23 protein-coding genes are annotated in these 21,273 nt (G+C 59.8%); 4 read left to right on the top strand and 19 right to left on the bottom strand.

The features are described from left to right. The first annotated feature begins 14 nt into the window (after positions 1 to 14). Positions 15 to 2,888 (top strand): DNA polymerase I, encoded by a 2,874-nt coding sequence (polA, locus tag B5G16_RS00820; protein WP_087260121.1) that lies wholly within the window; start codon positions 15 to 17, stop codon positions 2,886 to 2,888. 78 nt (positions 2,889 to 2,966) lie between these two features. On the opposite strand, the gene B5G16_RS00815 is transcribed toward polA, so the two are convergent. The 8 genes from B5G16_RS00815 to B5G16_RS00780 all read right to left on the bottom strand — a co-directional run bounded on the left by B5G16_RS00815 (position 2,967) and on the right by B5G16_RS00780 (position 8,725). Continuing rightward, positions 2,967 to 3,593: an outer membrane beta-barrel protein gene (locus B5G16_RS00815; protein WP_087260119.1), complete on the bottom strand. Its 627-nt coding sequence runs from the start codon at positions 3,591 to 3,593 to the stop codon at positions 2,967 to 2,969. 23 nt (positions 3,594 to 3,616) lie between these two features. Further along, the gene (locus tag B5G16_RS00810) at positions 3,617 to 4,258 is read right to left on the bottom strand and encodes a DUF4136 domain-containing protein (protein ID WP_087260507.1); all 642 of its coding nucleotides are present in this window, start codon (positions 4,256 to 4,258) and stop codon (positions 3,617 to 3,619) included. Positions 4,259 to 4,415: 157 nt separating this feature from the next. Then, positions 4,416 to 5,024: a GTP cyclohydrolase I FolE gene (gene folE / locus B5G16_RS00805; protein WP_087260117.1), complete on the bottom strand. Its 609-nt coding sequence runs from the start codon at positions 5,022 to 5,024 to the stop codon at positions 4,416 to 4,418. Positions 5,025 to 5,045: 21 nt separating this feature from the next. Further along, the gene (locus tag B5G16_RS00800; RefSeq protein ID WP_087260115.1) at positions 5,046 to 6,023 is read right to left on the bottom strand and encodes a Gfo/Idh/MocA family protein; all 978 of its coding nucleotides are present in this window, start codon (positions 6,021 to 6,023) and stop codon (positions 5,046 to 5,048) included. 18 nt (positions 6,024 to 6,041) lie between these two features. Next, complete coding sequence (rdgB, locus tag B5G16_RS00795; protein ID WP_087260113.1) at positions 6,042 to 6,623, bottom strand: RdgB/HAM1 family non-canonical purine NTP pyrophosphatase; 582 nt, start codon at positions 6,621 to 6,623, stop codon at positions 6,042 to 6,044. A 26-nt stretch (positions 6,624 to 6,649) separates the two neighbouring features. Beyond that, the gene (locus B5G16_RS00790; protein ID WP_087260111.1) at positions 6,650 to 7,306 is read right to left on the bottom strand and encodes an ATP-binding cassette domain-containing protein; all 657 of its coding nucleotides are present in this window, start codon (positions 7,304 to 7,306) and stop codon (positions 6,650 to 6,652) included. Further along, positions 7,293 to 7,880 (bottom strand): hypothetical protein, encoded by a 588-nt coding sequence (locus B5G16_RS00785; RefSeq protein WP_087260109.1) that lies wholly within the window; start codon positions 7,878 to 7,880, stop codon positions 7,293 to 7,295. Before B5G16_RS00785 ends, B5G16_RS00790 begins: the two co-directional genes overlap by 14 nt. A gap of 5 nt (positions 7,881 to 7,885) precedes the next feature. After that, entirely contained in the window at positions 7,886 to 8,725 is an 840-nt protein-coding gene (locus B5G16_RS00780; RefSeq protein ID WP_087260107.1) for an HAD family hydrolase, read from the bottom strand. 71 nt (positions 8,726 to 8,796) lie between these two features. Here B5G16_RS00780 and B5G16_RS00775 point away from each other — a divergent pair, with 71 nt between their 5' ends. Next, the gene (locus tag B5G16_RS00775) at positions 8,797 to 9,324 is read left to right on the top strand and encodes a nitroreductase family protein (protein WP_087260105.1); all 528 of its coding nucleotides are present in this window, start codon (positions 8,797 to 8,799) and stop codon (positions 9,322 to 9,324) included. Between the two features lie 47 nt (positions 9,325 to 9,371). After that, a complete protein-coding gene (locus tag B5G16_RS00770; RefSeq protein ID WP_087260103.1) occupies positions 9,372 to 10,259 on the top strand; it encodes an SMP-30/gluconolactonase/LRE family protein in 888 nt (295 codons plus the stop codon). A gap of 86 nt (positions 10,260 to 10,345) precedes the next feature. Here B5G16_RS00770 and recJ read toward each other — a convergent pair whose 3' ends face one another. The 5 genes from recJ to B5G16_RS00745 form a co-directional block, all read right to left on the bottom strand. Further along, on the bottom strand, positions 10,346 to 12,115 hold the full coding sequence (gene recJ / locus B5G16_RS00765; protein ID WP_087260101.1) for a single-stranded-DNA-specific exonuclease RecJ: 1,770 nt from the start codon (positions 12,113 to 12,115) through the stop codon (positions 10,346 to 10,348). 8 nt (positions 12,116 to 12,123) lie between these two features. Then, positions 12,124 to 12,897, bottom strand: a complete 774-nt coding sequence (gene lipB, locus B5G16_RS00760) for a lipoyl(octanoyl) transferase LipB (protein ID WP_087260099.1) — start codon at positions 12,895 to 12,897, stop codon at positions 12,124 to 12,126. 2 nt (positions 12,898 to 12,899) lie between these two features. Continuing rightward, positions 12,900 to 13,781, bottom strand: a complete 882-nt coding sequence (gene lipA / locus B5G16_RS00755) for a lipoyl synthase (RefSeq protein WP_087260097.1) — start codon at positions 13,779 to 13,781, stop codon at positions 12,900 to 12,902. Positions 13,782 to 14,184: 403 nt separating this feature from the next. Continuing rightward, entirely contained in the window at positions 14,185 to 15,108 is a 924-nt protein-coding gene (locus B5G16_RS00750) for an AraC family transcriptional regulator (RefSeq protein WP_087260095.1), read from the bottom strand. Positions 15,109 to 15,266: 158 nt separating this feature from the next. Beyond that, positions 15,267 to 16,265 (bottom strand): hypothetical protein, encoded by a 999-nt coding sequence (locus B5G16_RS00745; protein ID WP_087260093.1) that lies wholly within the window; start codon positions 16,263 to 16,265, stop codon positions 15,267 to 15,269. 201 nt (positions 16,266 to 16,466) lie between these two features. Here B5G16_RS00745 and B5G16_RS00740 point away from each other — a divergent pair, with 201 nt between their 5' ends. After that, positions 16,467 to 17,066 carry a ribonuclease HII gene (locus B5G16_RS00740; RefSeq protein ID WP_087260091.1) on the top strand — a complete coding sequence of 200 codons (600 nt, stop codon included), beginning with the start codon at positions 16,467 to 16,469 and terminating at the stop codon, positions 17,064 to 17,066. A gap of 124 nt (positions 17,067 to 17,190) precedes the next feature. On the opposite strand, the gene B5G16_RS00735 is transcribed toward B5G16_RS00740, so the two are convergent. The 6 genes from B5G16_RS00735 to B5G16_RS00710 form a co-directional block, all read right to left on the bottom strand. Continuing rightward, the gene (locus B5G16_RS00735) at positions 17,191 to 17,670 is read right to left on the bottom strand and encodes an ExbD/TolR family protein (protein WP_418561279.1); all 480 of its coding nucleotides are present in this window, start codon (positions 17,668 to 17,670) and stop codon (positions 17,191 to 17,193) included. Between the two features lie 7 nt (positions 17,671 to 17,677). Further along, the gene (locus B5G16_RS00730) at positions 17,678 to 18,283 is read right to left on the bottom strand and encodes an ExbD/TolR family protein (RefSeq protein ID WP_087260088.1); all 606 of its coding nucleotides are present in this window, start codon (positions 18,281 to 18,283) and stop codon (positions 17,678 to 17,680) included. Positions 18,284 to 18,297: 14 nt separating this feature from the next. After that, positions 18,298 to 18,717 carry a hypothetical protein gene (locus B5G16_RS00725; RefSeq protein WP_087260086.1) on the bottom strand — a complete coding sequence of 140 codons (420 nt, stop codon included), beginning with the start codon at positions 18,715 to 18,717 and terminating at the stop codon, positions 18,298 to 18,300. 30 nt (positions 18,718 to 18,747) lie between these two features. Continuing rightward, the gene (locus B5G16_RS00720) at positions 18,748 to 19,500 is read right to left on the bottom strand and encodes a MotA/TolQ/ExbB proton channel family protein (protein WP_087260084.1); all 753 of its coding nucleotides are present in this window, start codon (positions 19,498 to 19,500) and stop codon (positions 18,748 to 18,750) included. Between the two features lie 365 nt (positions 19,501 to 19,865). Next, on the bottom strand, positions 19,866 to 20,894 hold the full coding sequence (locus B5G16_RS00715; RefSeq protein WP_087260082.1) for an asparaginase: 1,029 nt from the start codon (positions 20,892 to 20,894) through the stop codon (positions 19,866 to 19,868). A 20-nt stretch (positions 20,895 to 20,914) separates the two neighbouring features. Continuing rightward, positions 20,915 to 21,271 (bottom strand): TIGR04076 family protein, encoded by a 357-nt coding sequence (locus B5G16_RS00710; RefSeq protein WP_087260080.1) that lies wholly within the window; start codon positions 21,269 to 21,271, stop codon positions 20,915 to 20,917. Positions 21,272 to 21,273 lie beyond the last annotated feature (2 nt).

Genomic DNA, 21,273 nt, shown 5'->3' with positions numbered 1-21,273 from the left:
CGCAATTCACCGATATGAAAAAACTCTTTCTGGTCGACGCCTATGCGTTGATTTTCAAGTATTACTATGCTTTTTTGGGACGTCCCATGCGTAACCGCACGGGGATGAACACCTCGGTGGTGTTCGGGTTCGTGAAATTTCTGCGCGACATCCAGAAGCGCGAGCGGCCCGATCTGCTGGGAGTTGCCTTCGATCCCCCGGGCGGAAGTTTCCGCCGCGAGATTTTTCCGGAGTATAAGGCCAATCGTGCGGAGACGCCCGAAGATATCCTGCTTTCGGTGCCCTATGTGAAACGGGTGCTGGAAGCGATGTGCATTCCGATTCTCGAAGTCGAGGGCTACGAGGCCGACGACGTGATCGGAACCCTCTCGCAGAAGGGCGCCGAGGCGGGCTATGACGTCTACATGGTGACGCCCGACAAGGACTACGGGCAGCTGGTGCGGGAGCATTGCCGCATCTACAAGCAGCGGGGCGCCGACGGGAGCATCGAGATCGTCGGCCGTGAGGAGATCCGCGACAAGTACGGCATCGACGATCCGCAGCTGGTGCGCGACATTCTGGCCCTTTGGGGCGATGCGTCGGACAACATCCCGGGGGTTCCGGGCATCGGCGAGAAGATCGCCTGCAAGCTGGTCCGCGAATGGGGCACGGTGGAGAACATCCTGGAAAACGTCGGCCGGATTCCCGGAAAGCAGGGTGAGAAGATCGCCGGCTGGGCCGACAACCTGCGGCTGGCCAAACGGCTGACGACCATCCGTCTGGACGTTCCGATCGAACTGCGCGAGGAGGATCTCACGGTCTGCGAGCCGCATCTGGACGATCTGCGGGCGCTCTTTGCCGAGTTGGATTTCAAGGCTTTTCTGAACGATCTGGCCAATCTGGCGCCGCCCGAGCCGGTTTCGGATGTTCCGCGGCAGGAGGCGCAGACCCAGTTGGCGGAGATGGCGCGGGCGAAGTCGGCAGCGGCGAAGAAAGCCGCGCTGGCCGGACAGGGGAACCTCTTCGGCGAGCCGGTGGTCCCGATGACGACGGAGCCGGTTCCCTCGGCCGAATTGCAGGCCGAAGCCGAGTCGATGCACTTCGAAACGGCCCAGACCACGCCGCATGAATATGTGCTTGTGGAGAGTGCCGAGCAGCTGCGCGGGGTCGTTGCCGAGGTGGGCCGTTACGGGGAGTTCTGCTTCGATACCGAGACGACGGGTCTCGACGTCTTCAACGACCGGATCGTGGGATTGTCGCTGGCCGTCGAGCCCTTCAAGGCATGGTACGTGCCCTTCAAGGAGGAGAACACCCGCGCCTATGCGGAGATCATCCGCCCGCTGTTCGAGAACGGGCGCATTGCCAAGATCGGCCAGAACATCAAGTTCGACCTGATGGTGCTGCGGCAGTTGGGCATCGAGGTCCGGGGCCGTTTCTACGATACGATGATCCTCCACTACCTGCTGGATCCCGAGTCGCGGCACAACATGAATATCCTGGCCGAAAAGTACCTGAACTACCGGCCGATCGAGATCGAGACGCTGATCGGCAAGGGAGCCCGGCAGCTGACGATGGATCTGGTGAACGTCGAGCGCGTGAAAGAGTACGCTGCGGAAGACGCGGACGTCACGCTCCGGCTCAAACGGGTGCTCTTTCCGCTGGTCGAACAGATCGGCCTGCACGATCTCTATTTCGAGGTCGAGGAGCCGATGATCGCCGTGCTGGCCGACATCGAGATGGCCGGCGTGCGGATCGATTCGGAGGCGCTGGCGACCTATGCCGTGGAGTTGAACCGCAAACTCGCGGAGCTCGAAGCGGCGGTGCGGGCCGAGGCCGGGGAGCCGAATCTGAACATCAACTCGACGCGGCAGCTGGGCGAGGTGCTCTTTGCGAAGATGCGCATTGCCGAGAAGCCCAAGATGACGCGCACGAAGCAGTTCTGCACCGACGAGGAGTATCTCCAATCCTTCGCGCACAAACACCGCATCGTCGACCTGATTCTCGAATACCGGGGAGTCAAGAAGCTGCTGTCGACCTATGTCGAGGCTTTGCCGCAGTTGGTGAACCGCCGCACGGGACGCATCCATACGTCGTTCAACCAGGCCGTGACGGCCACCGGGCGCCTTTCGTCGACGAACCCCAACCTGCAAAACATTCCGGTGCGCGACGAGATGGGGCGCCGCATCCGCAAGGCCTTCATTCCGTCGGACGACGAGCACCTGCTCCTCTCGGCGGATTACAGCCAGGTGGAGCTGCGGCTGATGGCCCACCTTTCGGGCGACGAGTCGCTGATCGCGGCCTTCGAGCACGGCGAGGATGTCCACGCCTCGACCGCTGCGCGGCTCTTCAACAAACCGATCTCGGAGGTTACTTCCGAGGAGCGCCGGCGGGCCAAGACGGCCAATTTCGGCATCATTTACGGCATTTCGGCCTTCGGGTTGAGCCAGCGTCTGGAAATTCCGCGCAAGGAGGCCCGGGAGATCATCGACGGCTATTTCGCCTCCTATCCCCGGGTGAAGGAGTATATGGACCGCGTCGTGGAGAAGGCAAAGGAGGAGGGATTCGTTTCGACGATCTTCGGCCGGCGCCGCTACCTCAACGACATCAATTCGCACAACGCCGTGGCGCGCGGGCTGGCCGAGCGTAACGCCGTGAATGCTCCGATTCAGGGTTCGGCGGCCGACATCATGAAGATCGCCATGATCGACGTCCACCGCCGTTTTGCCGCCGAGGGGATCCGTTCGCGGGTGATCCTGCAAGTGCACGACGAACTGGTCGTCGACATGCTGCGTGAGGAGCAGGAGCAGGTCGTGCGGATCGTCACCGAGTGCATGGAGTCCGCCGCACGGCTCAAAGTGCGGTTGATCGCCGATGCCGGGGTGGGCAACAACTGGCTCGAAGCGCATTGAGTCCTCCTGTGCAAAGGTGAAAAGACCCGCCTCCATCATGGAAGCGGGTCTTTTCGTGAGAGCGTTTTCCGGAAGACGTCAGAAGGAGACGCCGACGCGGATGCCGAAGTTGTTGATGTTGTTGACCGAGTAAACCAGCACGTCGCCGCTGTTGGTGGCGTAGCTGTAATAGAGCGCCACGTGGAATCCCAGCCGATAGTCGGGACGCGGGAAGATCGACACGCCGACCTCCGGCGAGAGGTAGAAGCCCCACGTCTCGGTGTACTGCCTGACGATGTAATAGTAGGACGACATCTCGGCGTAGCAGGCTCCGACCTTCAAGCCTGCATAGGGCTGGAAGACGCTGTCCGTAAGCCAGTTGTAGCGGCCCGTGACGCCGAACGGCAGTTGGAACAGGGCGTGTTTCTGATTGGTCGTCAGGGATGAGCCGTCCCCCAGGTCGAGCGTCTGGCGGTCGATGGATTGCAGGTTCGTCTGGTAGGAGATGAAGGGGCCGACGGTGATCGCCGGGGTGACGAAGTATCCGCTTTCGAAGTTCATGCCCCAGCCCGAGGCCTTGTCGGCGAAGTCGTCTCCGAGGGGCACACCCATCTGCCAGTCGATGTTGATGTAGGTGTTGGGGAATACCTGTGCTTTTCCCGGCAGGGCCGCAGCCAGCAGGAGCGTGCAGAAGGCAATGGTTTTGAGGTATTTCGATGTTTTCATGATCGGACTGATTTAGCGTTGGACTATTTGTTCAGGTAGGGGGACTGCACGAAGGCCTGCTCCACGCCCTCGACGGTTCGTTGCAGGTTGAGTTCGGCATCCGGGGTCAGCAGGCCGCCGATGAAGCTGTCCCAGATGACGGGCAGTTTCTTGTTTCCGGTCTGGTCGGCGTCGAGGTTGACCATCTCCACGAGCAGCGAACCCGCCGTATAGGCGTAGTAGACGCTGTACGGATAGTGCCACCCGGCCCAGTCGCCCCAGTATCCGGGGGCCCAGTAGTAGGGGTAGTACCACCACCAGCAGGGGTTGTCGTAACCGACGAAGTAGGTCGCCTTGCGCACGTAGCTGAGTTGGAGGCCCACGTTGGCCGAGGTTTTTTCGTCGGTGCGCGTGTAGCCGGCGTTGTTCATACCGTTCTCCACGACGTCGATGATCTGCAAGGCATCCTCATCCTTCCAGTATTCGGTCCGGTTGCTGTTTCCGATGACGAGGATGCTGTCCGGGAGGAAGTAGGTGTCGATTGCCGAGAAGTCGGTCCCGGAATCGCAGGCGGTGTAGACCAGATAGTCCCTGTGGAGATCCGACGTCGAGGGATCTTTCTGGCACGAGCAGAACGCGGCTGCCACGAGCGCGAACGCAATGTAACGGAGTTGTTTGACGTTCATGATGTTTTGATTTTTGGTTTGCTGTCCCCCGCTGCGGTTCAAATTTCGTTCCCCGTTCAGTCGTTTCCGCCCTGCGGGGCCGAACGGGACATGAAAAAACCGGAAATCCCCAGCTGTGCGGATTTCCGGTCGTGGCAACGCCGTGGTATCCGGTTCTTTAACGGTATTTGTGCGAGATGAGGGTCATGAACTCTTCGCGGGTGCGGTGGTCGGAGAGGAAGATGCCGGTGAAGGCCGAAGTCGTGGTGGCGGACTGCTGCTTTTCGATGCCGCGCATCTGCATGCACATGTGGCTGGCCTCGATGACCACGGCCACGCCCATCGGGTTCAGGGCCTCCTGGATGCAGTCGCGGATCTGGACCGTCAGCCGCTCCTGGACCTGCAACCGCCGCGCGAAGCACTCCACCACACGGGCGATCTTCGACAGCCCGGTGATGTATCCGTTGGGGATGTAGGCCACGTGGGCCTTGCCGTAGAAGGGCAGCATGTGGTGTTCGCAAAGCGAATAGAGTTCGATGTCCTTGACCAGCACCATCTGCTTGTACTCCTCGCGGAAGGTGGCCGAACGGATGATGTCGAGCGGGTTTTCGTCGTATCCCTTCGTGAGGAACGACATCGCCTTGGCGACCCGTTCGGGCGTTTTCAGCAGTCCTTCGCGGGCTGGGTCCTCGCCCAGCAGGCGGAGGATCTCCGTATAGTGTCCTTTGAGGGTCTCGACCGTCGCGGGGTCGAAACGCTCCTCCTTGTCGTAGTTTTTCGTCTCCATAGGTGCGGCAAAGATACGCATTTATTCTTTCAGAATTGCATCCATGACCCACGAAGTACGGGCGGCCGAGATGCCGGTCGAGGGGCATTGCCCTTCGCCGCGGAGTTCGGCGACGATCGTGCGGATCAGCGGGCCCTGAATATGCTCCGGCGGGGCGATGGCGAAGCGCTCGCAGCCCTGCGGAGTCGCCAGTTCGATCGGCGTGAAGGCGAAGGTGCTGAACCGGATCGAACCTCCGCTGCCCGTGACGAGCACCGAATCCCCGGTCTCCTCGGGCGGAGCCGTGAAACGCCAGAGGCCCGTGCCGACGGCGCCCGACCGGAAGCGGAACTCCGCCGAGACCGTATCGGCCACGTCGTAAAGTCCCGCCGTGTTTCTCTTTTCACCCCGGGCTTCGGCGATCTCTCCCAGCAGGAAGTCGAGGATGTCGAGCGTGTGGGGCGCCATGTCGCAGAAATAGCCGTCACCGCCGACCTCCCGCCGCAACCGCCACGGAAGATGCTCCCGGTCGCGGTCTTCGGGCCTTGCGGAACGGATGTAGCGGACCTCGACCCGCTGCGGGGTTCCGATCCGTCCGGCTTCGAGCAGCTCCCGGACTTTCAGGAAATAGGGCAGCGCCCGCCGGTAGTAGGCCACGAAGAGTTTCTGACCGTGTTTCTCGGCTGCGGCGATCATGTCGAGGCATTCGGCGTGGTTCATCGCCATGGGCTTCTCGACGTAGACCGGTTTTCCGGCGGCCAGTGCCCGGATCGTCAGCTCCCGGTGCGTGGCGTGCGGCGTGGCGACGTAGACGATGTTGACCTCCGGGTCGGCGATCAGCTCCGTGGCGTCGGTATAGAAGCGCGGCACGCCGTGACGGCGAGCAAAGTCGGCCGCTTTCGCCGCATCGCGCCGCATAACGGCCACCAGCGACGAATGTTCCGTCTGGTACATCGGCGGTCCGCTCTTGTGTTCGCAGACGTTGCCGCAACCCAGAATCCCCCACTTTACCTCCTCCATGGTTCTCTTTTTTATCGGTTATCGGGCGTTTTCGTGCAGCCAGGCCGCCAGTTTGCGCACGGCGCGGCCGCGGTGCGAGACGGCGTTCTTTTCTTCGGCGGACATCTCGGCGAAGCTCCGGTCGCTGCCGTCGGGAACGAACAGCGGGTCGAATCCGAACCCTTCGTGTCCGGTCTCATGGTCGAGGATGCGGCCCTCGACCCTCCCTTCGAAGAGGTGCTCCTCTCCGTTGAGGATCAATGAAATGACCGTGCGGAAGCGGGCCCGGCGGTTTTCGACCCCTTCGAGGTTTTTCAGCAGCAGGCGGTTGTTGGCCGCGAAGTCGTGTCCGTCGGTGGCGTAGCGGGCCGAGTGCACGCCGGGGGCTCCGCCCAACGCCTCGACTTCGAGTCCGGTGTCGTCGGCGAAGCAGTCCAGACCGGTGCGGTCGTGGAGGTAGTGCGCCTTCTGCGAGGCGTTGCCTTCGAGGGTCTCCTGCTCTTCGGGGATCTCCTCCGTGACGCCGCAGTCGCGGGGCGTCACGAGCGTGTATGCGTCGCCCAGTACGGCCTGCACCTCGGCGAGTTTGTGGGCATTGTTCGTGGCAAAGAGTATTTTCATGGCTTTGTGATTTTCGGCGAAGGTACTCAATTTTCCGGGAATCCCGAACCCGATTCGGGATTCGGGATCGCGCGGCCCAGTTCGTAGTGTTCGTAGCGGGCGAGGACACTGCCGCCGCCCAGCAGGTAGAGGTCGTCGCAGACGCCTTCCAGCGGGGAGATTTTCCCGGAGGCGAGGATGACCGTCCGTCCTTCGGACCCCAGCCGCAGGAGGAGTTGTTGCATGACGAACACCCGCTCGGGTTCCAGTCCGCGGAAGGGTTCGTCGAGCAGCAGGATGCGTTTGTCGCGCATCAACGTCAGAATGATGCCGAGATGTTTCCGTGCCAGGGGGTCCAGCGTTGCGGCCTGTGCGTCGGGCGGTACGGGGAAGCGGCGGAGCAGCGCCTCGGGGTTGGCCAATCGGCCGTTGTGCCGCACCAGTCCGATGCAGTCGCGGGCGGTCAGTCCGGGCCAGAAGTGCGGGTCGGCCTCCAAAAAGGCCATCTCGCGGCGTTGCAGCGGATGTCCCGCTTCGGAGATCGTCCCGGAGTCGGGCGTCCGGATGCCGTAGAGGGCTTCCAGCAGGGCGCTCCTCCCCTCCCCCGCTATGCCGTGCACGGCATTTCGCGACAGGTGCATCGTTACGCCGTCGAGCAGCATCCGCCGTCCGTCGCGGATCCGGAGTGCATCAATCGTAATCATGGAGATAGCGGTTGAGGTTGCGTTCGGCGCGCAGCGTGTAGCTGACCGTCAGGCAGAGGGTCAGCGGCAGCAGCACCGGGAGGATGAAGCCTGCGTTTGCGAAACGGGCCGCCACCGGACGGCGTGTCGGGGTGTCGGGGGTGTAGTGGGCGTATTTCGACACGACGGCATGGAACAGCGCGAGTGCGGCCATCGGGATCCATGCGGCGGCCATCCACACCGTGCGGGGGTGTGCGACGACGGCCAGCAGCGCGAAGGGTGCCGTCAGCAGGAAGTAGTTCCGCCAGGCCGTGAGGACCTTGCGGACGAGCAGCCGGCCGGCGCCCAGCTCCGGGAGCCGCAGCAGTTCGAGGGGTTCGTTGTCGAGGTAGAAGACACCGCAGGCTACCGCCGCAACGTAGAGGGCGGGGAATCCGACGACGGGCAGCAGGATGCAGAGCGCCAGCACCGCGGCGGTGATCCACACGGCGGTCGGACGGCGCCGCAGTCCGGCGGTCCATTCCGGGGATCCGCCGAGGCGTTCCGGACGGATCAGACGTCCGGCGTAGATGCGTTTTCCGCTTGCGGATGCCATGGCGGTCAGCGGACGACTTCGAGTTTTTCCAACCGGTCGTCGAGGTCGATCTTGTCGATGATGGTCTTTACGAGCGTGTCCATCTCCGATCCTTCCGAGTAGTCGGCCGGACAGACGTGGCTCACGCGGTTGTCGTGGATGAGCGAGGCCAGTTCCTTGCGGGCTCCCTTCTGGTCGGGGTTGTAGACCGCGATGGAGTGCCCTCCGGAGTTCTTCACGAGGCGCATGCAGGGGATGTCGGTGGTGCCGTCGCCGACGTAGATCATGCGTTTGAACGGCACGGGGCGTTCGTTTTCGGGGATGTAGCGGTTCACGAGCTTCGAGTCGAAGACCGATTCGACGCCCTTGTTGATCTTGAAGATGAACTGCGTCTTGTTGGTGTAGTTGACCGCCACGGCGGGCCAGTAGGCGATTCCGTCGACGTCGTAGAGGAACGAGCAGGCATAGATCTTGCGGAATTCGTGGGCGATCTCCGTGCCTTCGATGATCTCCTTCAACCCCGACGAGTTGATGTAGTGCAGGATGCGGATCCCCCGCTCCTCGCCGTAGCGGTTGATTCTCGAAAACCACTCCCGCACGCCGTTGAAGAGCGTCACGCGGCGTCCCGACTCCTGGAAGGCTTCGCGCCGCAGCGACAGACCCTTGGACTTGGCCTCCTGGATCATCCGGGCCATGTAGGTGAGGACCATGTCGGCGTCCTGCTCTTCGGCCAGCGTGTTGGCTTCGGTCCAGAACTCCTTGTTGCTCTTGCCGACGGCCGGGATGAAGTCGTACTCCTGCATGTTGCCGGGAGCGAGCGTGCCGTCGAAATCGTAGATCAGTGCTATGGTGAATCGGTAATCCATTGCTTTCGGAATTTTGGATTTTCAAAGATAATGTTTTTTCCCTATTTTTGTATGCGAGAAACGTGAAGATTATGGAATTCAAGGAATTGATTGCACAACGACGGTCGATCCGCAGGTTTTCGGATCGGCCCGTGCCCCGTGAGGTAGTCGACAGGCTGCTTGCGGAGGCCCTGACGGCCCCTTCGGCCCGCAATACGCGCACGACCCGCTTTCTGGTGGTCGACGATCCGTCCCTTGTCGCCCGCATGGCCGACATGCGCGATTACGGCTCGGCCTTCCTGAAAGGCGCCCCGCTGGCGGTCGTCGTCCTCGGGGAGACCTCGGCCAGCGACCTGTGGCGCGAAAATGCCGCTATTTCGGCCACCGTGCTGCAACTGGCCTGCGTCGACGAGGGGCTCGGCTCCTGCTGGGTGCACATCCACGGACGCCCGCGCCGCAAGGATGATCCCGAAGGCGAGAAGGCCGCCGACTACCTGCGGAGCTTCCTGCCCATTCCGGACTCCTGCGAGCCGCTGTGCGCCGTTGCCATCGGATACTCCGACTTCCACCCCGCCCCGCTACCGCCGCACGACGACCAGGCCCGCATCATCCGCCTTTGATCTCTCCCGCCCTTCCTGCAACGTATAAACCAAATCATGAAAAGACCATGAAAAAAACAACGCTGACAGGCCTTTCGATGATGGCCGTTCTGTTCCTGGCCGGATGCGGTCCGACTCCGAAATCCGCTGCCGTAACGATTTTCGACGAGGGACTCCGCTACTGTGAGAGTACCTGCCCTTACGACGGCGGCATCCTGATCGCCAATTTCGGCTCCACGCAGCTCGACCCGCTCAACACCGAAGGCCGGGGATACGTCGTCTTTTACAAGGACGGAGCCTCCGAGGTGCTGATCCCTGCCGACGGCAACCTCTCCGGCCCCCGCGGCATGTATTTGCGCGGCAGCCACCTCTTCATCTGCGACGTGAACAAGATCGTTGTCTACAACCTCGCGGCGAAGGACGAGGCTCCCCGGGTGATCGAGTTGCCCGAGGGCGAGGCCTTCGTCAACGACCTGGCGGCCGACGGGAACGACCTGTATGCTTCGGTGACCAATACGGGTCATATCTTCCGCCTCGATATCACCGATCCGGCGCAGGCCGGGACACCCGAACTGTGGCTCTCGGTTCCGGGTCCCAACGGACTGGCGATCCGTGACGGCGCAATGTACGTGGCTTCCTACTCCCCCGACGGCGAGGCGAAGAGCGAGCATGTCGTCTATCGCATCGGGGATTTGCAGAATCCCGTGGCGGAGCCCTTCGTGGCGGTTCCCGGACAGTACGACGGCATCGCCTTCTCGTCCGACGGCAAGTCGCTCTACGTGACGAACTGGGCGCCGGCCGGGCTTTCGCGCATCGACATGCAGACCCGCACGGTGGAGCCTGTGGCGCTGACCCTCGACCAGCCGCTGGTCGGACCTGCCGACATGACCGTTTCCGACGGTACGCTCTATGTGCCCGACCTGCCGAACAGCCGGGTGGTGATCTTTGCCGAGTAGGGAGAGGCATCGGATGATCCCGATATGCAGACGGCCCGGAGGTGCATGCCTCCGGGCCGTTTTGCATCGGTATGCTGCGAAGACGGCTATCGGCCGCCCGTCACCGGCTTGATGTCCTTCACGCGCAGCTGCGTGGAGACCGTGCCGCGGTAGTGGTTCTCGACGATCTGGTAGCAGACGTCGATCGGACGTCCCGAACGCACCCATTCGTAGTGCGTGGGCTGCTGGAAGGCGATGGCCTGCAACTTCGTGTTGGGCTTCTGACGCTGCATGAGGTCCATGCGCAGGTGTTCGGACTCCATGCCGACGAGCTTCGCGTCGCCGTGGTTGCTCACGCCGTAGGTTACGAAGACCGGAGCCGTATTCCCGGGCCCGAAGGGCTGGAAGCGGTTCAGGTCCTTGCGGAAGGCCGGGGTGATGTCCGAAAAGAGCAGTTCGCTGTCGATGTCGACCTGCGGGATGAGCATCTGCGGGTCGATGTTCTGCTCGACGAAGGCGTTGAACCGCCGTGTGAACTCCTCGACATTCTCCGGACGCATCGTCAGACCGGCGGCATACATGTGTCCTCCGAAGTTTTCCAACAGGTCCGAGCACGACTCGACCGCCTGATAGAGGTCGAATCCCGGTACCGAGCGTGCCGATCCCGTGACGAATCCGTTGCTCATCGTCAGCACCACCGTCGGTCGGTAGTAGGTCTCGATCAACCGTGAGGCCACAATCCCGACGATGCCCTTCATCCAGCGCGGGTTGTAGATCACCGTGCTTTTCAGGGCTTTCAACTCGGGGTTCTGCTCGATGTACTCGTGGGCCTCCTGCGTGACGTGGCGGTCGATCGACTTGCGGTCCTGGTTGTAGGAGTCGATCACGTTGCCGAACTCCGCGGCGACGCTCTCGTTGCCCTCGATCAGCAGTTCCACGGCCGCATGGCCGCCCGAGGGCGATGCGTTCTCGTCGTGTTCGTCCATCCGCATGCGGCCGGCGGCATTGATGCGCGGGCCGATCTTGAAGACGATGTCGTCGATGGTGATGTTGTGCTTGTCGAGCCCGCAGATCTTGATGATCGACAGCAGGCCCTTCGAGGGTTCGCGGTTGAGGTTTTTCAGCCCGAAGTAGGCCAGAATGCGGTTCTCGCCCGTCAGCGGCACGATGTCCGAGGCGATCGACACGACAAGCAGGTCGAGCAGATTGAGAATCTGTTCGAACGGAATGCGGTTCTTCTGGGCGTAGGCCTGCACGAGTTTGAATCCCACGCCGCAACCCGACAGTTCGTCGAACGGGTAGGAGCAGTCGACCCGCTTGGGGTCCAGAACGGCTACGGCCCGGGGAATCTCCTCGGCCGGGAGGTGATGGTCGCAGATGATGAAATCCACGCCTTTCGTCTTTGCATAGAGCACCTTTTCCGTGGCTTTGATGCCGCAGTCGAGGGCGATGATCAGCCCCACGCCCTTGCGGGCCGCGAGGTCGATCCCCTTGACCGAGATCCCGTACCCTTCGGTATAGCGGTCGGGGATGTAGAACATCAGGTTTTTGTGCCCGATCTGGCGGAGGAACTTGTAGACCAGCGCAACGGCCGTGCAGCCGTCGACGTCGTAGTCGCCGTAAACCATGATCTTCTCCTGGTTCGCGACGGCCCGTTCGACCCGCTCGACCGCCCGGTCCATGTCCTTCATCAGGAAGGGATCGTGCAGATCGGCGAGGCTCGGTTTAAAGAACTTGTCCGCCTTTTCTACGGTGTCTATGCCTCTTTGTACGAGCAGATTGGCCAACACGGGCGAGATCCGCAGAGCGGCAGCCAACGAAGCTGCCGTCGCGGGGTCGCCCTGGGGCTTCACTACCCAGCGTTTTTCTATGGGCATACGAATTGTTATTTATATATTTCAACATTTAAATTCTCACTTAAAAATTTTACAACCAGACCCTTGACCTCCTCCATGGGGACGTTCCGGCCCGTTTCGGAGAGGATCGACGTCACGCCGCGGTCGGTGAATCCGCAGGGGTTGATGCGCGAGAACCACCCCAGGTCGGTCGAGACGTTGAGGGCGAAGCCGTGCATGGTGACATAACGCGACGAGCGGACTCCTATTGCGCAGATCTTGCGCGGACGGCGGCTTTCGGGTTCGATCCAGACGCCCGAGGCCCCGGCGATCCGCCCGGCGGTGATGCCGTATTCGGCCACCGTGCGGATGACGGACTCTTCCAGTGTGTCGATGTATTCGCGCAGTCCGATGCCGATGCGTTCGAGATCGAGAATCGGGTAGCAGACCAGCTGTCCCGGGCCGTGGAAGGTGATGTCCCCGCCGCGGTCGATGTGGAAGAATTGCGCTCCGGCTGCTTCGAGGGCCTCGCGGCTCACGAGCAGATTCTCGGCGTGCCCGCTCTTGCCCAGCGTGTAGACCGGCGGGTGTTCGACCAGCAGCACCGTGCCGACCGCTTCGGACTCCGGGCTTCCGGACGCTGCGGTTTCCGGATGGCCGCCGGCCGGATGGCGTTCGGGCTTTTCGAGCTCTTCCTGCCCGGATAGGGACACGGCGCCCCCTGCGGACCGTTTGCGGGCCACAAGGGCGTCAAAGAGTTCCTGCTGCAAATTCCAGCAGGTACTGTACTCCATGGTTCCGAGGTCCCGGCAGAGGGCTTTCATCGCTACAAACTCTTTACGCTACGCAGGGCTTCTTCGGCCATGTACGACGAGCGGACCAGCGGGGCGCTCGCGCAATAGCTGAAACCCATTTCCAGCGCTTGAAGTCTGTACCATTCGAACTTTTCGGGAGAGATGTACGCCGCAACGGGGTAATGCTCCAAAGTCGGCCGAAGGTACTGACCAAGCGTCACGATCCTGACGCCTGCATCACGCAGGTCGTGCAGGGTTTGCAATACTTCACCATCGCTCTCGCCGAGTCCGACCATCAGTCCGCTTTTCGTCACGACGCCCCGGCTGCTCATGTAGCGCAGGGTTTCCAGACTCGTCCGGTACTTGGCCCGGGATCGAACCAGAGGGGTCAGCCGCTCGACGGTTTCGATGTTGTGCCCGATGATATCGGGCTTCGACGCGATGACCGTATCCAGCAGGTCGGGTCTTGCGTCGAGATCGGGAATAAGGAGCTCAATTACGGCGTCGGGGTTCTGCGACCGGATGGCCTCCACGGTAGCGGCCCAATGGGCGGCACCGCCGTCGGGGAGGTCGTCGCGGGTCACGGAGGTGACGACGACATACCTCAATTTCATCAGCGAGACGCTTTCGGCGACCTTGCGGGGTTCGTCGGCATCGGGAGCCGACGGACGACCCGTTTGGGTGGCGCAGAAGCGGCAGCCGCGGGTACAGATGTCTCCCAGAATCATGAAGGTTGCGGTCCGGCGGCTCCAACATTCGGCCTGATTGGGGCATCTTCCGCTCGTGCAAATCGTGTGAAGATTGTGTTTTTCAACGATTTGACGGACTTCGGCCCATTCGGCGGAGCGATGGAGCCGGATCTTCAACCATTCGGGTTTTTTGAGAACATCTACCTTGTCATGAAACTTCGGCATTTAAGTTCATTATTTTCCAATTGATGCAAAAATAGGAAAAAAGATTGGATTTTCCTTGTGATTGCCGCTTTTTCTTGCGGTGGCGGGGCGGAACCGGGGTGCCGGGGGCATTTCAGGGAATGCGGCGGCGGAATGCCCGGCGTCGCTTCGCGGATTTCGGGTTTTGCGCCCCTGTCGCGGCTCTTTTTCAAAGGAAATGACCCGATACCGTCACGGTATCGGGTCACTCTGGTTAGGTTAGTTAGGTTAATGAGAGTGGGAGAATCCCACGTTTGATACACAAAGATAAACCGGATTTTATGAAAATCCAAATATTCTGTAACATTTTTTTCAAACGACGGAATTATATTTTACAGTCTGTAATTAAAATTTTTTAAATACATTCCATTTCGTAAGATTTTGCTTAAAGTGCCTGACGGATTTCCCCGTTTTCGGCGGCCGCAGCGAACGCCTCCTCCGATTCGGCGGCCGTGGTCAGATGGCGGTGCCGATAGGTTGCCGGAGTCATCTGGTACTCCTTCTTGAAGAGTTTGATGAAGTGCGACGTATTGGGGAAGGTGCATTCGTTGCCGATTTCGGAGATCGATTTCGAGGTCGAGATCAGCAGCAGGCGCGAGTGCATCAGCCGCTGGCGGATATACCACTTGTGGGGCGGCATCTGGAAATGGCGTCGGAACTCCTTCTTGAAGGAGGTCAGCGACCGGTTGGTGAGTTTGGCGAGCTCCTCGATGGAGATGTCCTTGAAGATGTGGTCGTAGACGATCTGTTCGAAATTCTCCTTGGCGGCATCCACGTTGCTCAACAGTTTGCTCTTGATGCAGCAGTCGTCGTGCGAGGCGATCAGATAGATCAGTTCGGTCATCTTGATGCTTTCGGCCGTTTCGTCGTGGCGGAACTCTTCGTCGCGCAGATAGTTGTTGGTGTTGATGAAAAAGTTGCGCAGTGAGTTCCAGGCGGGCATGGCGACATGGGTCCGGTTCTGGCAGTTTTCGCACGAATGGTCGTTCGTAATGTTAAGCCCGTAGGTGATGTTCAGGTGCATGAGGACCCGTTGGAGGTCTTCGGGCGTGTAATAGAAGAGCACCTGTTCGAAGGGTTGGCTGCCTTCGGGGCAGTTCTCGATGTAGTGGTGTCCGATTCCCAGATAGAATACGTCACCGCGTGTAAGGGTCTGGCGCTTATCGCCGTCGTAGATGTGTTTCGTCCCGCGGAGGATATAGCCGATGGCATAGCGGGAAAGAACCTGGGTTTGGATTCCTGTGTGAAGTGATTCCGCATACTTCACGATCATCGGTTGCTGAACCGACGAATTCATTGAATTCTTCATGTTAATTGTACATTAAGTTTCCGGGAACAAAGCGTTGCGTCACATTTGTTCGGACTCAAATATACAATTAAAACTTTCCAATCTCCTATATTGAATGGCATATTATGGTCCTGAATCTCAAAATAGGACCTTTTATACTATGATTTAGTCTAAATATATTATTGCAAGCACAGATTCGCGACGACGCCGGCGAGCAGAATCAGATAGAGGATCAGTGCCGGGAGGCGGTGGATCCGGACGAACAGGAAGGGCAGCAGCACGGCCGAAGGTGCCGCCGTCAGAAAGATGACGTCCGGGGTTGCGGCGGGATTGCACAGCGTCGCGACGGTGAGCAGCAGTTGGAAAATCTGGAACAGGAAGATGCTGCGTGGTTTGGTTCCGAGGGCGTAGCTGTCGGAGAAGAAATAGAGGATGGCGATCAGGTCGAGAAGCAGGATGCCGCCCAGCAGTACGAGGTTGCGGATCGGGAGTGCGAGGAGGGTGGTAAGGGCGGGTCCGCTCATCCACGCTTCGGCGAGATGTGCGAGAGGAGCGGCGAATTCGCCTCCGACGCCCCAGTTCAGGTAGCAGAGCGTGAATGCCGGGAGCAGGAGTCCTGCGACGGCTACGGCGGCCTCGCGCAGCGTGCGTCGGAAGAGCGTGACGGCCAGCGGCAGCATCACTACGAGCGGAAGGGATGCCGCGATGATGAAGGGCAGGCATCCGAGGTAGAGCGATGCGCGGAAGAGGGAGTCGAACCCGTATCCGTTGCAGAACGAACGGCCGTAGTTCTTGGCGGCCAGGGCAAGCAGAGCCGAAGCGGCGAGAGCCGGCAGGGAGATGAATCCGGCGGAGACTCCTCCGGCGATTGCGGCGTAGAGCGGAATGGCCAGACAGGTTCCGACGGAATAGAGGTTGTAACGCACCGTGAGGCGGCCCGTGCTCATGCCGGTGAAGAGCAGGAGCAGGGTTCCGATCCACCGGCTCCATCCGGGGCATGCGGTCTGGAAACGCATCAGCCACTCCGCGGGTGAGAGGAGCGGAAGGGTTCCGGAGAACGCTCCGCTTCCGGAGTCCGGTGCGGCGGGGATGCCGGCACTCCACATCGTGAGGGCGGCCAATGCGACGAGTGTCACAAAGGCCGGGACGAGCGGTTGCCGTGCGATGTTGAGATTCATGTCGGAGCGTTTTTCGGGGGTAAAATTAGCGAAAAAAGCGGAATATTGCGTAACTTTGTCAAGTTCGTTGATCGACTTCGGGGCCTTCGGGAGCAGCGGGATTGCGCTTTTTTAGCAGGGACGGGATTTCGTGGTTTGCGGGAGTGCGCTCTTTTCGTGAGGACCGGATTTTGCGGAGTCGTTTTTTCGGGCTCGGGAACCATGTTGGAGAATCAGTATCAATACCATTTGTCGGAAGCGGGTTGCGACGAAGCCGGCCGGGGATGCCTGGCAGGTCCGGTCTTTGCGGCGGCGGTGATGCTGCCGCCGGACTTCCACGATCCGCTGCTGAACGATTCGAAACAGATGAGCGAACGGAACCGCGACAAACTCCGGGCCGTTATCGAGCGGGAGGCGATAGCCTGGGCCGTAGAAGCGGTCTCGGCGGCGCGGATCGACGAGATCAATATTCTGAACGCCTCGTTCGAAGGGATGTCGTTGGCCGTGGAGCGCCTCTCTCCGGCTCCGGAGTTTCTGGCGATCGACGGCAACCGCTTCCGGACGCATCTGACGATTCCGTGGCAGTGTATCGTCAAGGGGGACGGCAAGTATGCCGATATTGCGGCCGCCTCGGTGCTTGCCAAGACCCATCGGGACGAATACATGCGTCGGATCGCCGGGGAGTATCCGCAGTACGGATGGTCGCAGAACAAGGGGTATCCGACGCGGGAGCATCGTCTGGCGATCCGTGAATACGGGTTGACACCCCATCACCGGTTGAGCTTCAACCACGAAATCGACCAGTTGGAATTGCCTTTCTGATCGTTGCCGTCTCTTTTCCGGACAAAATCGTTGCCATCTTTTCTCCGGATCGTTTCCGTCTTTTTTCCGGACAAAAAAGAAGCAGGCCCGAAAGCCTGCTTCTTCCAATTCCGATCCGGTCGGTTTAGTTCTGGTATCCCAGCGACTTGGAGGCCGCATAGGAGATTTTCAGCGCGTTGGCGCGACGGAGTTCCTGCTTGACGTCGGTCACGATACCCATCTTCGTAGCCTGGTCGGCTTTGAGGCAGATGGTCATCGAGGCACGGTCTGCTTCGCTCAACTTGTCGCGTTCCGCAGCGACGAAATCCAGAATATCCCGCGTGGATTTGTACGAGTCGTTCAACTGGATGCGGGGCGCGGTACCGAACTTTGCCTGCATCGGCAGGGAGGGGGGACCGATGTGGATGAAGCTGACCAGAGATTTCTTTTCGAGCTTCTGCACTTCGGTAGCCTCCGGGAGTTTGTATCTTACGAGCAGTTCCTGATCACGCATGGTCGTGGAGACCATGAAGAAGAAGAGGATCATGAAGATCACGTCAGGAAGCGAAGCGGTCGAGATAGCGGGGACTTCTTTTTTGTCTCCCGTCTTTTTCATTACTGCCATGGCTTACTTACCTTTTAATATTACGTGGTTCTGCTTCCGAAATCTTCAAGGGCACAGCTTTTGCTACCGCATTGCGCTCGTCCTCGGTGAGTTCGCTGTATTTGGATCCGAACTTGCGCAGGGCTACCTCATCGCGCACCTCGTTGAAGGCGCGGGTGAGTTCGTTCTGCACCATGATATAGGACTGATAGTTCGTATCACGCGTCGTCTGCAAGGAGATCACGCCCTCGCTGACGGGATAGACCCATTTGCTGCCATCGGCGAGTTCGATCTCCTTGTCGATCCGTTCCGGGAGGTTGGGGTCGTCCATCGGGTTGACGACGAACTCCTTGGCCCGGTCCTTCAACTGACTGAGGACGATCGGTTCCTGTTTGCCGGAGACTCCCGCCATAATATCGCCGCGGCCGTTGATGAATACGAGGAAGAGGTTGCGCTCCTTCACCTTGATTTCCTCCTGCTGTTGGTCCTCGGGAGGCATGGGCGGAAGCATACGCGCGATACCCGTATCGGTATTCATCGTGGTGGCGACCAGGAAGAAGATCAGCAGCAGGAAGGCGATGTCGGCTTGGGAGTCAGCTCTTACTTCCGGTGTTTTTCTTGCGTTTCTTGCCATAACCGCTCATTTTATTATTTAAGTGCTCCCCAGATTTCGGTAACTACGGTCGTTACGATTGCAGCAACTATGGCTACGTACGTCACCAGGATGCTGGTTTCAGTCAGCACGGTTGCACCACGGTCGAATACACTGTTGTTTGCGAGGTCGGGAATTTGAACCGAGTGGCTGGCGGAAATAAAGTATGCTATGCCGACTATGGCGACTATCAGCCCAAAGGATAATAAGGTTCCCTTGATGCCTGCCGGGTTCTGGGTCATTCCGAAGACGGCGCAGAAGAGAGCGGCAGCGATGGCGGCTACGATGAGGACGTAGCACCATATGAGGTTTACGCTGATCGCGGCTTCCGAGCCCCCGGTGGCGATCGCGTAGACCAGAAGGACTATCGTGATGACCATCAGAATGCCCAGCAATATGTTCATTACTTTTTTCATGATTGCTAATGACTTTTTAACTGCGTTCGATTATTTTTTGCTGTAAGCGGTGAGGATATCCATGAGCGTGATGGAGGAATCCTCCATTGTGTTGACGAGGGAGTCGATCTTCGAAACGATGTAGTTGTAGCACAGCTGAAGAATAACCGCAGCGATAAGACCCATGAGGGTCGTCAGAAGGGCGACCTTGATACCGCCTGCAACGAGCGTCGGGCTGATATCGCCGGCAGCCTGGATGGCGTCGAATGCGTCGACCATACCGACGACGGTACCCATAAATCCGAGCATCGGGCTGAGGGCGATGAACAGGCCGATCCATGTCAGTCCCGACTCCATCTGGCCGGTCTGTACGGATCCGTAGGAAACGACGGCTTTTTCAACCGAGTCGAGACCCTGGTCGTAGCGGTCGAGGCCCTGATAGTAGATCGAAGCGATCGGGCCACGGGTGTTGCGGCAAATCTCTTTGGCAGCCTCGATGCCGCCATTTTGCAGGGTCTCTTCGACCTTGGCGATGAATTTCTTCGAGTTGATCGTCGAGAGCGACAGGTAAAGGATACGTTCGATGGCTACAGCCAAACCGAGTACGAGGAATACCAAAATCGGAAGCATCCATTGCCAACCGCCTTCGAGGAACTTCTGCATCATGACGTGGTGCAGGCTGTCACCAGCCATTTGGGTTTCGGCGACAACCGTTTCGGCTGCGGCTGCGGCATCCTGCGCAAAAGCGCTAACGGTACCCAGTACGGAGAGGGCGACCGACGGAATCAAAAAAAGTTTTTTCATAGTTGTGTTGGATAAGATTAAATTTGATTAGTTGATCGTTGTATTTGTTTGCTTTGGTTTCTTCCTTTTCCGGGGTTCAGTTCTACCCTTCCTTCCCGGTTTTGCGCTTAAAAAAATTCCTTTTCCTGACACATATTTTTTCGTTTCCCGTGCTCCGCGCCGTTGTTTTGCGGTTCCGCATGGCTCCGGAAACGGGTTCCGAAATCTGTCCCCCCTCTCCCGTCCTCATCCTTCCGGTCGGTTGCAACGTCCTGTCAATCAGTCGATTCAATCGAAAAATCCACGCTCCTGCACCGGACAAGCCTTGCGATAGGGACACATTAGCAGTGCGAAATATAGGAAAAAAAATCGTTCCATGCAATGTTTCAGGGGGTAAATTCTCCGCGCAGGGGCTCGCGCAGCAGGACCCGGGTGTGTTCGTCGGGGAGTCCCAGTCCGAGGACGTACATGAGTTTGGTCACGGCGGCTTCGGCCGTCATGTCGTATCCGGAGAGCACGCCGGTCTTCTGCAATTTCAGTCCTGTTTCGTAGAGGTCCATCGAGACCCGTCCGCCGCCGCACTGGGTGATGTTGAGCAGGATGATTCCGCGGTCGACGGCCTCCTTGACGACGCGGATGAAGCGCTCCGACGTGGGGGCGTTTCCGGCGCCGTAGGTTTCGAGCACGACGGCCCGCAGTCCGGGAGCGGCGAACATCGCCTGGAGGATCTCCTCGCCGAGTCCGGGGAAGAGTTTCACGAGTTCGATGCCGCCCGAAAGGCGGGTGGCGATGCGCAGCGTGTCGCCGCACTCCGCGGGGCGGAGGATGGCCGCACGGTTGTAGGCGATGTTGACGCCGACCTCGGCCAGCGGCGGGTAGTTGTAGGAGCGGAAGGCGCTCAACGCTTCGGCGCTGCGTTTGGTGGTGCGGTTGGCCCGGAACAGGCGGTTCTGGAAGTAGAGCGACACTTCGGGGACGACGGGCCGGCCGTCGATGCGGGCTCCGGCGATTTCGATGGCCGTGATGAGGTTCTCGCGGCCGTCGGTGCGCAGGACGCCGATGGGGATCTGGCTGCCGGTGAAGACCACGGGCTTGGCGAGGTTTTCCAGCAGGAAACTCAACGCCGAGGCCGTATAGGACATCGTGTCGGTGCCGTGCAGGACGACGAATCCGTCGTATCGGGTGTAGTTGTCGCGGATGAACTCGGCCAGAGCGAGCCAGTTTGCGGGTTCGACGTTCGAGGAGTCGATCACCGGGTCGACCGTGTGGACGTCGATATCGACGTTGAGGCGTTTCAACGAGGGGAACTCCTCATAGATGCCGCTGAAATCGAACGGAACGAGCGCTCCGGTCGCCGCATCGGTCTTCATGCCGATGGTGCCGCCCGTGTAGATGATCAGAATGGAGGATCGCATATCGTGTATGGTGTTCTTTTTCAGTTGTTTTTTTGATTTTCGGAGGGTTCGGTTCCCCATCCGTCCGCGGCCGTTTCGTCGAGGGCCTCCACAAGGAAGCTCACCGGCCGGAACCCGTCGTTGCACGACAGCATTGCCGATGCCGGGTTCTTCATCCATCCGTCGTAAAAATCCGTGGCTCCGTGGGCCAGCGCCATGACGAAGGGCGAGAGGGTCTGCCAGGCGCTTTCGCACAGCCCTTCGGGCCGTTGCCAGCCCTCGGCGACGAAGACCTCTCCCTCCTGCATGTCGCAGGCGTGTTCGATCGGGTTTTCGTAACGTTCGATCAGGTCCCGGTGGCAGACCTTGCGGAGAACGGTGATTCTTATTCGTTTCATGG

The organism is Alistipes sp. An66, assembly GCF_002161445.1.
GTDB lineage: Bacteria > Bacteroidota > Bacteroidia > Bacteroidales > Rikenellaceae > Alistipes > Alistipes cottocaccae.
Note: the sequence above shows the minus strand (reverse complement) of the source record. Positions and strands in the feature narration are given on the sequence as shown.